Source organism: Pseudomonas sp. Marseille-Q5299, from assembly GCF_943737035.1.
Taxonomy (GTDB): Bacteria; Pseudomonadota; Gammaproteobacteria; order Pseudomonadales; family Pseudomonadaceae; genus Aquipseudomonas; species Aquipseudomonas putida_E.
The window spans coordinates 155,428-168,527 of record NZ_CALSFR010000008.1 but is presented as its reverse complement, the minus strand read 5'-3'; the positions used below and the strand labels follow the sequence as shown (position 1 = coordinate 168,527).

At 62.0% G+C, this 13,100-nt stretch carries 14 protein-coding genes and 1 pseudogene; 14 read left to right on the top strand and 1 reads right to left on the bottom strand.

Features of this window, described 5'->3' with window-relative positions; all coding sequences use genetic code 11:
* Positions 1-3: 3 nt before the first annotated feature.
* From NGJ21_RS21560 to NGJ21_RS21500, 14 genes and pseudogenes are all read left to right on the top strand, one after another.
* Positions 4-579: a phage baseplate assembly protein V gene (locus tag NGJ21_RS21560; protein ID WP_251962648.1), complete on the top strand. Its 576-nt coding sequence runs from the start codon at positions 4-6 to the stop codon at positions 577-579.
* Positions 576-920 (top strand): GPW/gp25 family protein, encoded by a 345-nt coding sequence (locus tag NGJ21_RS21555; RefSeq protein WP_251962647.1) that lies wholly within the window; start codon positions 576-578, stop codon positions 918-920. Before NGJ21_RS21560 ends, NGJ21_RS21555 begins: the two co-directional genes overlap by 4 nt.
* Positions 917-1,831, top strand: a complete 915-nt coding sequence (locus NGJ21_RS21550; RefSeq protein ID WP_251962646.1) for a baseplate J/gp47 family protein — start codon at positions 917-919, stop codon at positions 1,829-1,831. The genes NGJ21_RS21555 and NGJ21_RS21550 overlap by 4 nt, the downstream gene beginning before the upstream one ends.
* The gene (locus NGJ21_RS21545) at positions 1,828-2,439 is read left to right on the top strand and encodes a phage tail protein I (RefSeq protein WP_251962645.1); all 612 of its coding nucleotides are present in this window, start codon (positions 1,828-1,830) and stop codon (positions 2,437-2,439) included. The genes NGJ21_RS21550 and NGJ21_RS21545 overlap by 4 nt, the downstream gene beginning before the upstream one ends.
* Positions 2,432-3,502, top strand: a pseudogene (locus NGJ21_RS21540) (phage tail protein); the annotation flags it as partial. The gene NGJ21_RS21545 and the pseudogene NGJ21_RS21540, both read left to right, overlap by 8 nt.
* An 84-nt stretch (positions 3,503-3,586) precedes the next feature.
* Entirely contained in the window at positions 3,587-4,948 is a 1,362-nt protein-coding gene (locus NGJ21_RS25960) for a glycine-rich domain-containing protein (protein ID WP_353506403.1), read from the top strand.
* A 5-nt stretch (positions 4,949-4,953) separates the two neighbouring features.
* Positions 4,954-5,352, top strand: coding sequence for a phage tail assembly chaperone (locus tag NGJ21_RS21535; RefSeq protein WP_251962644.1), 399 nt, complete (start codon positions 4,954-4,956; stop codon positions 5,350-5,352).
* 87 nt (positions 5,353-5,439) lie between these two features.
* Entirely contained in the window at positions 5,440-6,612 is a 1,173-nt protein-coding gene (locus NGJ21_RS21530) for a phage tail sheath protein (protein WP_251962643.1), read from the top strand.
* Positions 6,613-6,626: 14 nt separating this feature from the next.
* Positions 6,627-7,142, top strand: coding sequence for a phage major tail tube protein (locus NGJ21_RS21525; RefSeq protein WP_251962642.1), 516 nt, complete (start codon positions 6,627-6,629; stop codon positions 7,140-7,142).
* Positions 7,143-7,169: 27 nt separating this feature from the next.
* Positions 7,170-7,505 carry a phage tail assembly protein gene (locus tag NGJ21_RS21520; RefSeq protein WP_251962641.1) on the top strand — a complete coding sequence of 112 codons (336 nt, stop codon included), beginning with the start codon at positions 7,170-7,172 and terminating at the stop codon, positions 7,503-7,505.
* Positions 7,506-7,513: 8 nt separating this feature from the next.
* Positions 7,514-7,633, top strand: coding sequence for a GpE family phage tail protein (locus NGJ21_RS21515; protein ID WP_251962640.1), 120 nt, complete (start codon positions 7,514-7,516; stop codon positions 7,631-7,633).
* The gene (locus NGJ21_RS21510; RefSeq protein ID WP_251962639.1) at positions 7,623-10,619 is read left to right on the top strand and encodes a phage tail tape measure protein; all 2,997 of its coding nucleotides are present in this window, start codon (positions 7,623-7,625) and stop codon (positions 10,617-10,619) included. Before NGJ21_RS21515 ends, NGJ21_RS21510 begins: the two co-directional genes overlap by 11 nt.
* Positions 10,620-10,624: 5 nt before the next feature.
* Positions 10,625-11,065 carry a phage tail protein gene (locus tag NGJ21_RS21505; RefSeq protein WP_251962638.1) on the top strand — a complete coding sequence of 147 codons (441 nt, stop codon included), beginning with the start codon at positions 10,625-10,627 and terminating at the stop codon, positions 11,063-11,065.
* Between the two features lie 29 nt (positions 11,066-11,094).
* Positions 11,095-12,333, top strand: coding sequence for a phage late control D family protein (locus NGJ21_RS21500; protein ID WP_251962694.1), 1,239 nt, complete (start codon positions 11,095-11,097; stop codon positions 12,331-12,333).
* A 282-nt stretch (positions 12,334-12,615) separates the two neighbouring features.
* Here NGJ21_RS21500 and NGJ21_RS21495 read toward each other — a convergent pair whose 3' ends face one another.
* Complete coding sequence (locus NGJ21_RS21495; RefSeq protein ID WP_251962637.1) at positions 12,616-13,080, bottom strand: hypothetical protein; 465 nt, start codon at positions 13,078-13,080, stop codon at positions 12,616-12,618.
* Positions 13,081-13,100: the final 20 nt, after the last annotated feature.

Genomic DNA, 13,100 nt, shown 5'->3' with positions numbered 1-13,100 from the left:
GGCATGAACTCCCTTGCCGAAATCAACCGTCTGCTGGAAAACCTGATCCGCTTCGGCACCGTTGCCGAGGTGCAACACGTGCCGCCCCGCGTAAAGGTCCAGACCGGCGGGATGCTGACCACCTGGCTGCCGTGGCTCGCTTGGCGAGCTGGCGAGAGCCGGGAATGGGACCCGCCCACCGTAAACGAGCAGGTGTTGCTGCTGTCGCCCAGCGGCCAGCTGGCCAACGGCGTGGCGGTCACCGGCCTTTTCAGCGACCTGATCACAGCCAATGGCGATCGCGCCGGACTGCACCGCCGCACCTATGCCGATGGCGCCGTGGTCGAGTACGACAGCGTGGCGCATCACCTGGTCGCCACCCTGCCGGACGGTGGTACCACCGAGCTGATCAGCACGGGCGGCATCCACATCGTGGGCGACATCACCCACGAAGGCGACTACATCCAGACCGGCAACCAAAACGTCACCGGCCTTGTGACGGTTACGCAGGACGTGATTGCCAACGGCATCAGCCTTGTCAAACACGTCCACGACGGCGTGATGTCTGGTCCGGGCAAAACGGGAGCGCCTGCGAAATGAACCGCCGGAACGGCTCGACCCTGCCCACCCGTGAGCACATTGCCCAGTCCGTCGAGGACATTCTCACCACTCGCATCGGCACCCGGATTGCACGACGTGAGTACGGCAGCCTGCTGCCCGAGCTGATCGATCAGCCCCTTAATGAAACCACCTGCCTGCGCCTCTACGCAGCCACCGCCATGGCCCTGCTCCGCTGGGAGCCGCGTATCAACCTAACCCGCGTGCAACTGAACATCCCCGACCTGACCGGCCGGGCTGAGCTGGACATGACCGCCGTCCTGGTCGACAGCAACGAAGAGTTCAACGTCCGCATGCCGCTGCAGCTGGGGAGCACCGCATGAATACCTTCCTACCCATCGACCTCAGCCAGTTGCCGGCGCCGCAGGTCGTCGAGCAGATCGACTATGAGCAGATCCTGGCCGAACGAAAGGCCTACGCCATCAGCCTGTGGCCCGCTGATCAGCAAGCCGAGATCGCCGCACGCCTTGAACTCGAGTCGGAACCCATTACCAAGCTGCTGCAGGAGAACGCCTATCGGGAAATGATCCTGCGTCAGCGGGTCAATGAAGCTTCGCTTGCCGTGATGCTCAGCTCTGCCGGTGGCAACGACCTGGACCAGCTCGCCGCCAACGTCAACGTAAAACGCTTGGTGATCCAGGCTGCGCAGCCTCAGGCGATCCCCCCGGTACCACAGGTGTTGGAGAGCGACGACGCGCTGCGTGAGCGCGCACAGATGGCCTATGAAGGGTTGAGCACCGCAGGGCCGCGTAATTCGTACATTTTCCATGCCCGAGCCGCAGACGGCCGGGTTGCAGATGCCACCGCCCAAAGCCCCACGCCCGCCACTGCCGTGGTAACAATTCAGTCCGCCCTGGATGATGGCAGCGCCGATCAGGCACTGATCGATGTCGTTTCCGCGTATCTCAACGATGAGGACCGCCGGCCAGTGGCTGACCGGCTCATCGTCCAAGGCGCGCAGGTGCTCCCATATCAGGTCACCGCAACGCTTTACTTGAACACGCTGGGACCAGAGGCCGAGCCAATCCTTGCTGCCGCCACGCAGAAGCTGCAGGCCTACGTGACACAGCGGCGTCGGCTCGGCATGCAGGTATCTGAATCAGCCGTACACGCGGCGTTGCACGTCGAAGGGGTGCGCAAGGTCGTGCTGGCCGACTGGGCCGACATCAACGCGACAGACAGCCAGGCGCCTTACTGCACCGAGATCAACCTATCCCAGGGCACCGAATCATGAGGCTGCTGCCCGGCAATGCCACTGACCTTGAGCGCCAGGCTGCTGAAGCGCTCGCGCAGATCGAGCGAGTACCCGTGCCGATCCGGGACCTGATCAACCCTGACCGCTGCCCCGTGGCTTTACTGCCCTTCCTCGCTTGGGCCGTTTCCGTCGATCGCTGGGATAGCCGCTGGAGCGAATCGGCCAAGCGCGGCGCCATTCGGTCGTCGTACTACATCCATTCCCGCAAGGGCACCATCGGCGCCCTGCGCCGTGTAGTTGAACCTTTGGGCTACCTGATCGAGGTCGTGGAGTGGTTCCAGACAGAGCCGCAGGGCGTACCTGGAACGTTCGCGATCAAGGTCGGCGTATCCAACGAAGGCATCAGCGAGGAGACCTATCAGGAACTGACCTGGCTGATCGATGACGCCCGGCCTGTGAGCAGGCACCTGACCGGCTTGGCCATCAGCCTAGAAACCAGCGGTTCCCTATCCATTGCCGGCGGTCTGTACGACGGCGACGAGCTGGACATTTATCCCCCTGCTCAACGTGACATCAGCATCACAGGCTTGATCGGCCGCGGGGGTCGCGAACACACCATTGACACACTGGACATTGCACATGGCTGATCAGAACTCGCAGTTCTACGCAATCCTCACCAACGTGGGGGCCGCAAAGCAGGCCAACGCGGATGCCCTGGGCATCGCTTGGAAAATCACGCAGTTGGGCGTTGGCGACGCCAATGGCACCGAGCCAACTCCGAACGCCACCCAGACCGCGCTCATTGCAGAGTGGCGGCGGGCACCATTGAATCAGCTGAAGGTGGATGATAACGACAGCTCGATCATCGTCGCCGAGCAGATCATCCCCGCAGAGGTGGGAGGCAAATGGATTCGCGAGATCGGCCTATACGACGCCGATGGCGACCTGGTCGCCGTCGCGAACTGCCCGCCCACCTACAAGCCATTGCTCAGCCAGGGCTCAGGCCGCACCCAAGTAGTGCGCATGAACCTGATCGTCAGCAGCTCCAGCAACGTAGAACTCAAGATTGACCCCAGCGTGGTGCTGGCCACTCGTGAATGGGTAACGTCCGAGCTGGCCAAGCAGGATTTCAAGCATTCTGTGGTCGCGGCAACCACAGCCAACATCACCTTGAGCGGGCTGCAGACCATCGACGGAGTCGCGCTGACCGCTGGATCGCGTGTCCTGGTGAAGAACCAGACCACAGGTAAGGACAATGGTGTGTACATCGTCGCATCGGCCGCCTGGACACGCAGCGCCGACGCAGATATCAGCGCGGAAGTGACACCCGGCATGCTCGTCCTGGTTGAGCGCGGCATCGTCAACGGCGACAGCGCATGGCAGCTGGTGACCGATGCGCCGATTACTCTGGGCGTCACCGCCCTGACGTATGAAATGGCCTTTGGCCGCAGCGGTGTGGCCGCAGGCACTTACCGTAGCGTTACGGTGGATGCCTATGGGCGGGTAACCGCTGCGACCAATCCGACCACGGTGGCGGGTTATGGCCTGACCGATGTGTACACCAAGACGCAGATCGACCAGGCTATGGCGCTTAAGGCGGCGCTGGCCAGCCCGGCGTTGACGGGCGTACCGACGGCGCCGACAGCGGCGGCAGGGACAAATACGTCTCAACTGGCGAATACGGCGTTTGTGCAAGCTGCCCTAGCGGCGCTGGTAGCGTCCTCGCCGGCGGCGCTGGATACGCTGAATGAGCTGGCGGCAGCGCTCGGTAACGATCCGAACTTTGCCGCCACCATGACCAACGCCTTGGCGCTCAAGGCTCCCTTGGCCAGCCCGACCTTTACCGGCGACCCTAAGGCGCCGACTCCGGCCGTTACGGATAACGACACCTCGCTGGCGACCACGGCGTTTGTGCGCAGCGTCCTGGCGCGCTATGGCCTGGCCACCAGCACGGCATACGTTTGGACTGGCAACATTGACCAGATTGTCGAGACCGGCGTTTATACGGTTTCCAACGGGGCGACGGGCACGCGGCCGAAACAGCCAGGTACGGTCAATGACATCGTCGCTGGTGAAATCCTCCACCTGGAGCGCGACGGTACGAACTGTGCGGTTCAGATTTGGGAGTCGCTGACCGGCGGCCTGGATGCGCCGGCTGGTGGCAAATCGGGCATAACCTTCAAGCGCTCGCGAGTGAGTGGTGGCGAGTGGACGGCATGGGGGCAGATGTGGGACGGGGTCAATACTCCCAAACAGACCAGTGCTATCGACACCACGGCCGGGACCATGCTGACAGTGGGGTCGTTTGGGGCAGGATCCGCCATTGTCACCACTGAAGTAGATATGAACAGTTTTCAAGTTCCGGGTAACTACCTGACTGCCGCTTCGGGACTATTGAACCTGCCAGCGGGTTGGAATGCGGCCCAACGTCACTGCATGGTGGTCGATGGGCTTGGCGCTTCTGGTCACTTGGTACAGACCTTGAGCGCAGGGCTTGCCGGCGGCGATGTTAAGCAAGCTATTCGCACTTTAACCTCGGGGAAAACTTGGACCGATTGGGAAGAAGTCACTACCAGCCGTCATGGACCTTTTCGCGGGACGCAGACCTATAAGACCGCCGGAGTCTTCACCTGGACAGTTCCGGCGGGCGTTAAAAAAGCCTGGGTAACAGTCATTGGTGGCGGTGGCGGCGGTGGCTTTTCGCCCTCAGCTGGGATTGGTTCGGCGGGTGGCGGCGGTGGCGGTATGTCTCAGCGCCTTGTAGACCTGTCGGGCGTCACGTCGGTGGCAGTTACGGTTGGCGCTGGCGGAGCGGGTGCTACCGAGTCCGGCAGCCAGGGTGGAACAGGCGGCACTTCGTCCTTTGGTGCGTACCTGTCTGCAACTGGTGGTGTAGGGGGCGCAGGGAATAGCGGGACAGCGAATGCTGGGGGGACTGGGGGCCTTGGTTTTGGTGGCGATTTCAATACCACGCTTGGCCCTGGATTCTCGAACTACGGCACCCAAGGTGGTACTGGCGGTGGTCCAGGCGTTCGCGCAAGCCAAGCTCCGGTCGTTGGTGGCGCGGCCGCTGGTCCTGGGGGAGGTGGTTCTGGTGCTTATACCGGTTATGCCGGTGGTGCTGGGGCTGCTGGGCAAGTAATTATTCAGTGGTGATGACTATGTGGGCACTTGTGCAAGAAGGGATCGTAATTGAAACGACGGATGTTGACCCGGAGGGGCGCTATCATCCTGATCTTCAATGGCGCGCCTGCAGTGAGCAGGTAAAGCCAGGATGGCTGTACGTGCATGCCGCGTTTTCCGAGAGGGTCGAAAGCGAGGAGGAGCGCCGTGCAGCCGAGCGGCAATGGCGAGATGTCGAGCTCGCGGCGCGGCAATGGATCCGTGAGCGGCACCGAGACGAGCAGGACCTTGGGCGCCCAACCACGCTCAGCAATGAGCAATTCACCGAGCTGCTGGCCTATCTGCAGGCGCTGCGTGACTGGCCTCAGGCTGAAGCATTTCCTGGCTCGGCATATCGTCCGGTCGCGCCTGGCTGGATCGCAGAACAACACCTGTAAAAGCGGCCGCTACAACCCTCTCAGCTCGCTGAACCCCCGCGCGCGCGGCAGCCTGTGCAGTGTCATTCAACTGCACAGGCATCAAACATGGCCGACGAATACCATCACGGCGTGCGCGTCGTCGAAATCAACGAGGGCACCCGCCCTATCCGCACCGTTTCCACCGCGATCGTCGGCATGGTCTGCACTGCAGACGACGCCGATCCGGCCGCATTCCCACTCAATACCCCTGTCCTGCTCACCAGCGTGCAGAGTGCAATTGCCAAGGCTGGCAAGACCGGCACCTTGGCGGCCAGCCTCCAGGCCATTGCCGACCAAACCCAGCCAGTCACCGTTGTGGTGCGGGTTGCGGCCGGCGAAACCGATGCCGAGACCACCAGCAACATCATCGGCGGTACCGACGAAAACGGTAAGTACACCGGCATGAAGGCCCTGCTGGCTGCGAAAGGCCGCCTCAAGGTCACCCCGCGCATCCTGGGCGTTCCTGGCCTGGACTCGCAGCCGGTGGCCACCGCCCTGGTCGCCATTGCACAGCAGCTGCGTGCGTTCGCCTACGTCAGCGCCGCAGGCTGCAAAACCAAGGAAGAGGCCACGGCCTACCGCGAGAACTTCGGCGCCCGGGAAGTTATGGTCATATGGCCAGACTTCGAATACTGGAACACCGAAACGGACGCGACCGGCACCGCCCCGGCCGTAGCGCGTGCGCTGGGCCTGCGCGCCAAGATCGACCAGGACACCGGCTGGCACAAAACCCTGTCCAACGTGCCAGTCAACGGCGTGACCGGAATCAGCGCCGACGTGTTCTGGGACCTGCAGAACTCCGCCACCGATGCCAACTACCTGAACGGGAACGAGGTCACCACCCTCATCAACGCTGACGGCTACCGCTTCTGGGGCAGCCGCACCTGCAGCGCCGACCCGCTCTTCGCCTTCGAGAACTACACCCGTACCGCCCAGGTATTGGCCGACACCATGGCCGAAGCGCACATGTGGGCCATGGACAAGCCCATGCACCCGTCGCTGGTGCGGGACATGATCGAAGGTATCAACGCCAAGTTCCGCGAACTGATTTCCGGTGGTTACCTGATCGGCGGTGAAGCCTGGTACGACGAGGAAGCCAACACCGAGGCCACCCTCAAGGCCGGGAAACTGTTCATCGATTACGACTACACCCCGGTACCGCCGCTGGAGGACCTGAACTTCCGCCAGAGGATCACCGACCGTTACCTGGCGGACTTCGCCAGCCGCATCAATAGCTGACGGAGGCCAGCACCATGGCAATGCCACGCAAACTCAAGAACATGAACACCTTCCACGACGGCGTTAGCTACGTGGGGGTATCCAAGTCCGTCACCCTTCCCGTGCTTGCCCGGAAAATGGAGGGATACCGCGGTGGCGGCATGAACGGGCCGGTGAAGGCTGATCTGGGCTTCTCCGACGACGGCCTGCAACTGGAGTGGAAGATCGGCGGCATCGATGACCTGGTCATCAAGCAGTTCGCCAACCAGAGCGCCTCGGGCCTGATGATCCGCTTTGCCGGCTCCTATCAGCGTGACGACACCACAGCAGTGAGCGCCGTGGAAGTCGTGGTCCGTGGCCGTCACGAGACCCTCGACATGGGCGAGGCCGTTGCCGGCGAGGACACCGAGCACACCATCACCACCACCTGCAGCTATTACAAGCTGACCCTGGACGGCACCGTCCTGGTTGAAATCGACCTGTTGAACTTCGTCGAGATCGTCAACGGCGTCGACATGCTGGCCGCCCAGCGCCGGGCAATCGGCCTCTAACCCCACAACTGTAAGGAATGAACACCCATGAGCACTGAAAAAACCAGCGTCACCGTTGAAGCAACCGCCCTGCCCCAAGATGACAACGCTGTCGAGCTGGACACCCCGGTCAAACGTGGTGAATCGACCCTTAGTGTCATCACCCTGCGCAAGCCATCGTCCGGCGAGCTGCGCGGCATCCAGCTTTCAGACCTGCTACAGATGGATGTCGGTGCGCTGATCAAGCTGGTACCGCGCATCAGCCCGCTGACCGAGGGAGAAGTCCGCGCGATGGACCCGGCCGACCTGGTCGCGATCGGCGTGAAGGTCACCGGTTTTTTGCTGCAGAAGCGGACGAAGACGGACGCATCCCTCGTTGCGTAGACGATGCCATGGCCGATCTGGCCGTGGTTTTCCACTGGGCCCCGGCCGACATGGACCGGCTAGGGGTTCGAGAACTGATGGAATGGCGCGAGCGAGCGCGAGTAAGGAGTAGCGGCGATGGCAAATGATCTACGGCTGAGGGTGCTGCTGGACGCCGTGGACAAAGCCACCGCGCCGCTGCGCCAGATCAACCAGGGCGGGCAGGAAACCGCCCGTTCGCTCAAGGAAACCCGCGAGCGCCTCAAGGAGCTGAACGCCCAGCAAAAGGACGTCAGTGCCTGGCGTCAGCAGCATGCCCAGGCGCGTGAGACCGCGAAGGCCCTGGAAGAGGCGCGGGCCAAGGTCAAGGAAATGGGCCGGGCGATGTCCACCGTGGACGCCCCTACCAAGCAGATGACGGCCGAATTTCAAGCTGCTATCAGGGCTACCAACGCGCTCAAGCAGCAGACCAAGGACGAACAGGAGGTCCTGCGTGGCCTCCAGCGCCGGCTCAGCGAAGCCGGTATCGACACCCGTAAGCTCAACCAGCACAACGCGGCACTGCGCCTGGAAATGGCGCAGACCAATCACACCATCGAGCAACAGGAAACCAGGCTCAAGCAGCTCGCTGCCGCGCAGCGCAAGGCTGCCCAGGCCAAAGCTCGGTTGGAGAAAGTCCAGGACAGGGCCGGCAAAATGGCCGGCGCAGGGGCTGCAGGGATCGCGGGCGGCGTTGGCGCCGGGATGGCGGGTACCGCGTTGATAGCCCCCCAACTGGAAGTCACCCATCAGGCCTCGATGATCGCGGCCCAGTCCGGTGAATCGCCAGAGCGCGCCACCCAGTATGTGGACATCATCCGCAACATTCGCACGGACGGCCAAAGCACCGACGTGGCCGAGATCGGCGAAGCCGTGGCCGCGGCCAAGAGCACGCTGGGGGCTTTGGGTGACGTAGGAGACAAGGAACTGGATGCTGCAGCGCGGCGTGCCCTGGATCTCTCGCAGATCATGGGTATCGACGTGGCAGAAAGCATCCAGATGGTCGGCATCCTGATGAAGAACGGCCTGGCTGGCAGCAGCGAGCAAGCTTTCGACCTGGTCGCCGCTGGCATGCAGAAAGTTTCGACGCAGATGCGCGGCGAAATCCCCGAAATCCTGCACGAATATTCCACTCACTTCCGTGGTATGGGGTTTAGCGGCGAAGAGGCCATGAGCCTCCTGGTGAACATGGCCAAGCAGGGCAAGTTCGCCCTGGACAAGACCGGGGACGCCATCAAGGAGTTCTCCATCCGTGGCTCTGACATGTCCAAGTCCAGCCAGGAAGCCTACGCCTCGATCGGCCTGAATGCCGGAAAGATGTCTGCCGCCATCGCCAAAGGTGGTACCGATGCGCGCCAGGCCCTCACGAAGACAGCCAACGCCCTGCTGGGCATCAAAAACCCGGCAGAGCGGGCCAACGCTGCCATTGCGCTGTTCGGCACGCCCGTTGAGGACCTCGCTGTCGATCAGATCCCCGACTTTCTGAAAGCCTTGGCCGGCGGTACCGCCAGTTTGGGCGACATCACCGGGGCGGCGGACAAGATGGGCAAGACCTTCCGGGACAACCTGGGCGGTGACCTGGACAAGCTTACTGGCACCTGGGGCGCGCTGATCGGCGCACTTGTCGATGGCGAGAGCGGGCCGCTGCGCGAGCTGGTGCAAACCGTCACTGAAATCGTCGGTGCTGCAAAGACCTGGATCAGTGCCAACCCCGAACTGGCGGCCGGCATCGCAAAAGGGGCCGCAGCTGTCGCCGTGCTGGTGGCTGGCATGGGCGCCCTGACGCTTGGCCTGGCCAGCGTGCTGGGCCCGTTTGCCCTGGCCCAGTACGGCATGTCGCTGTTCGCGCTCAAGGGCGCCACGGTGCTACCAGTGGTCGGCAAGCTTATCGGTGTGCTTTCCGGTGGCCTGTTAGGGGCAATTCGTACTGTATCGATCGCTTTGTGGGGACTGGCCGCTAATCCGGTGGTGCTGGCCATCGCAGCAGCCATCGCTGTGATTGCCGGTGCGGCTTACTTGATCTACCAAAACTGGGACCAGGTGAAGGCCTACTTCGCCAGTGCGTGGGCTGAGATCAAGGCAGGGTTCAGTGGCGGCATCACCGGTATCCTCACGGTGCTGGCCAATTTCAGCCCGATCGGCCTGGTGTATCAGGCGTTCTCTGCTGTCCTTAACTACCTGGGCGTAGAAATGCCGACGCGCTTCACCGAGTTCGGCGGCATGATCATCAATGGCTTAATTGGTGGCCTGACAGCGGGCCTCGGCCTGGTCAAAGACACCATCACCAGCCTCGGCGAGTCCACGATCGGATGGTTCAAGGAGAAGCTAGGCATCCACAGCCCATCGCGGGTGTTTGCAGAGCTGGGCGGTTTCACCACCGAAGGCCTCGCCATGGGCGTCGATGCCGGTGCGAAAGCCCCGATCGACGCTGTGGCTCGCATGGGCCAAGACCTGACCAAAGCTGGACAATTCGACCTCGTGGCGACCGTGCCCGAGATCGAGGCTGGCAAGGCGCTCGCGAACAGCTCCAGCAGCCTTAGCGCGCAATTGAGCCAGGCCGGGCTCGCAGCGCCTGAGCCTGACCAAACCACCAGTGCTGAGATAGCCGCCCTAAACCAGCAGTTAGCGAAGTCTGGGCGAATTGACTTGAAAACGATCGCTCCAGGAGTCGCCGAGGCCAAGGCTGCACCGGCCAAAGCGATGAGCCTGAGCCAGCAACTGGCACAAACCCAGCTGGAACGGCCAGAGTCGTTGCCTGCGCCTCAAGCGGTCATCCCAACCGAAACGAAGACCCTGTCTAAGCAGGTGGCGCAAACCCGAATCGGTCAACCAGACATCAAAGCTGTGGCACCCCAGCTCAGCACAGGCAAGACGCTGGCCACCGACACGGCCCCCGGCCTCAGCCTGGACACCCGGCCCCCGGTCGCCGCAGCAGCGCCGAGCGTGAACGACAGCCACGATGTCATCAACATCAACATCCACCCTGCCCCGGGCATGGATGCACAGGCCATTGCCCGTGCCGTCAGCGCGGAGCTTGACCGCCGCGACCGGGAAAAATCCGCTCGCCAGCGAAGCCGTCTTTCTGACCAGGAGTAACCAGCATGATGCTCGCCTTGGGCATGTTCGTTTTCAGCATGCACACCCTCGCCTACCAGGAGTTGCAACGCCAGACCGATTGGCGATACGCCAGCAGTAACCGTGTCGGTGCACCGCCGGCACGGCAGTTCGTCGGCCGTGGCGATGACAAGATCACTCTGCCCGGCGTCATTCTACCGGAGCTGGCCGGCGCCCCGGTCTGTCTGGATGAGCTGCGGAACATGGCCAACACCGGCCGCGCTTGGTCATTGGTCGACGGTACCGGGCGCATGCTCGGGCTGTATGTCATCGAAAGCCTGAGCGAGACACAGACGTTGTTTTTTGCCGATGGCAAAGCCCGGCGCATTGAATTCAATCTGGCTCTGACCCGCATTGATGCCGGCCGCATCGATCTGCTCGGCAGTGTGGCCAGCAGCGGCATCAGTTTGCTGAGGGCACTGGTGTGACTGACGAGGAACTGCGCGTCGTAGCGTACATGCGGGATGTCCAGAACGAGATGCAGCGGGACAACAGCAACTCGGTGCCGGCCTTCCGCCTTACCGTCAACGGCAAGGACATCGCCAAGAGCATCAGCCCCCGCCTGTCGAGCCTCCAGCTCACCGACAACCGTGGCCTTGAGGCTGATCAATTGAGCCTGAGCCTCACGGACGACGACGGCTTGCTGGAGATTCCGCCACGGGGCGCTGTGGTGAAGCTGTGGCTGGGCTGGAGCGACACAGGCCTAGTCTACAAGGGCTCATTCACCGTTGACGAAACTGAGCATAGCGGCACGCCCGACATGCTGAATATCCGCGCTCGATCGGCAGATCTGCGCAACGGCCTGAAGACCAAGCGCGAGCGCAGTTGGAACACCACCACACTCGGCCAGATCTTGAGCGACATCGCCAGCGCGAACGACCTGAAAACCAACATCGCGGCTGCAGTTGCGGAGCGTGCTGTTGCGCACCTGGACCAGGCCAACGAGTCCGATGCCAACATCCTCACCCGCCTTGGCGAGATGCACGACGCGGTTATCACAGTGAAAGCCGGCTGCCTGGTCTGCCTGGCGGCCGGCGGGGGCAAGACTGCAGGCGGCAGCGCTCTACCCCACATCACCCTAACCAGGCGCGACGGTGATGGTCATCGCTTCCTGCAGGCCGATCGGGACAGTTACGACGGAGTGAAGGCCTATTACTACGACGTCGGCAGCACCAAAAAACAGGAGGCAATTGCCGGAGGGGGCGACAAGGTCAAGGACTTGCGGCACACCTACAGCGATCGCGACTCCGCGCTACGTGCCGCCCGATCTGAGTTGAACCGACTGCAGCGCGGTAGTGCCACGTTGAGCTACAACCTGGCGAAAGGCCGGGCAGATTTGATTCCAGAGCTGACCTACAGCCTGCGCGGTATCAAAGGCGAGATCGATGCCATCGTCTGGTACGGCGGCAACGTCCAGCACAGCCTCACAGGCGACGGCGGCTTCACCACTAGCCTGGAGCTGGAGAGCAAATTGCCAGAGGATTCTGTCGATGGGTTGTATGAAGAGCCCAAAGATGGCGCCTACACGGGGGTGGTGGCGTTCTACAGAGACAAGGCGACAGGCAAGGAAACCTCTGTCGTAGCCGGCGACTCGACGAAACCGAAGCGCATCAAGCGGGTTTATGACAGCAAGGAGGCCGCACAAAAGGCAGCTGATCGGGAGTGGAAGAAACTGCAGCAAGCCAAGGCACAATAAAAAGGCCCCGGTTCTATCACCGGGGCTGGCAATGCTCTATGAGTGGTCCTGCGCTTCGAAGGCTTCCAGAATCATCGTGATTTGCCGGCGCTGCGCGTCACTCCTACGACAGAACAGCCACAGCACGCGAATAAGATCCTTCAAACTTGGGCACTTGCGATCCAGCATAGAAACTCCATTTCAAGCGCTCGGCGCCACCATGGCACCGTACTAAACGCTCGGGAGTCACCTATTTTCTGCATGACGCCGCGTGCCACCAGCCCACTTGATATCAAAGTGGCATTATTTTTCTGTAACAAACTTCTTGACGAATTCAGCACGCGACGGCTTGTTGTCGTGGGGCTGAATGAAGCTCTGACGCCAGCTAGAAGGGTTGGAGGCCAGCTCGGTTAGGCTGATGCCGTAGTACTGCTCGACTTGAGCCCTTGTCACGTCCAAGGTCTGCACCTTGTCTTCCCTCGGAATAGTGACCACGAGCCGCTCAAGCTTTGGCACATCGCGGAAGACCCGAACCGAGTCGATCGCGAAGACCTTGTTCGCCTTATCTCCGGATTCGTAGTAGTCGGGCATTCGGGTCGGGACCTTGAGCGAAACATTCCCTGTTGACCCCGTTTCGCTTAGAGAATCAATCGACGAAAAAGCCCGCTCGGCTTTATCGCTGAACTCACTTGCAAACGTATTCCCTATCGACAGCGCGATCAGCAGCGCACCAGCGCCGCGCACTACAGCACGTCCGAAACCATTCATTCCTTGGATTCCATATCGTC

Excerpts from the sequence above, each read along its gene's own strand:
- NGJ21_RS21495 (WP_251962637.1), bottom strand. The coding sequence starts at position 13,080 with ATGAATGGTTTCGGACGTGCTGTAGTGCGCGGCGCTGGTGCGCTGCTG.
- NGJ21_RS21555 (WP_251962647.1), top strand. The coding sequence starts at position 576 with ATGAACCGCCGGAACGGCTCGACCCTGCCCACCCGTGAGCACATTGCC.
- NGJ21_RS21545 (WP_251962645.1), top strand. The coding sequence starts at position 1,828 with ATGAGGCTGCTGCCCGGCAATGCCACTGACCTTGAGCGCCAGGCTGCT.
- NGJ21_RS21530 (WP_251962643.1), top strand. The coding sequence starts at position 5,440 with ATGGCCGACGAATACCATCACGGCGTGCGCGTCGTCGAAATCAACGAG.
- NGJ21_RS21525 (WP_251962642.1), top strand. The coding sequence starts at position 6,627 with ATGGCAATGCCACGCAAACTCAAGAACATGAACACCTTCCACGACGGC.
- NGJ21_RS25960 (WP_353506403.1), top strand. The coding sequence starts at position 3,587 with ATGACCAACGCCTTGGCGCTCAAGGCTCCCTTGGCCAGCCCGACCTTT.
- NGJ21_RS21550 (WP_251962646.1), top strand. The coding sequence starts at position 917 with ATGAATACCTTCCTACCCATCGACCTCAGCCAGTTGCCGGCGCCGCAG.
- NGJ21_RS21520 (WP_251962641.1), top strand. The coding sequence starts at position 7,170 with ATGAGCACTGAAAAAACCAGCGTCACCGTTGAAGCAACCGCCCTGCCC.
- NGJ21_RS21535 (WP_251962644.1), top strand. The coding sequence starts at position 4,954 with ATGTGGGCACTTGTGCAAGAAGGGATCGTAATTGAAACGACGGATGTT.
- NGJ21_RS21510 (WP_251962639.1), top strand. The coding sequence starts at position 7,623 with ATGGCAAATGATCTACGGCTGAGGGTGCTGCTGGACGCCGTGGACAAA.
- NGJ21_RS21560 (WP_251962648.1), top strand. The coding sequence starts at position 4 with ATGAACTCCCTTGCCGAAATCAACCGTCTGCTGGAAAACCTGATCCGC.
- NGJ21_RS21515 (WP_251962640.1), top strand. The coding sequence starts at position 7,514 with ATGGCCGATCTGGCCGTGGTTTTCCACTGGGCCCCGGCCGACATGGAC.
- NGJ21_RS21505 (WP_251962638.1), top strand. The coding sequence starts at position 10,625 with ATGATGCTCGCCTTGGGCATGTTCGTTTTCAGCATGCACACCCTCGCC.
- NGJ21_RS21500 (WP_251962694.1), top strand. The coding sequence starts at position 11,095 with ATGCGGGATGTCCAGAACGAGATGCAGCGGGACAACAGCAACTCGGTG.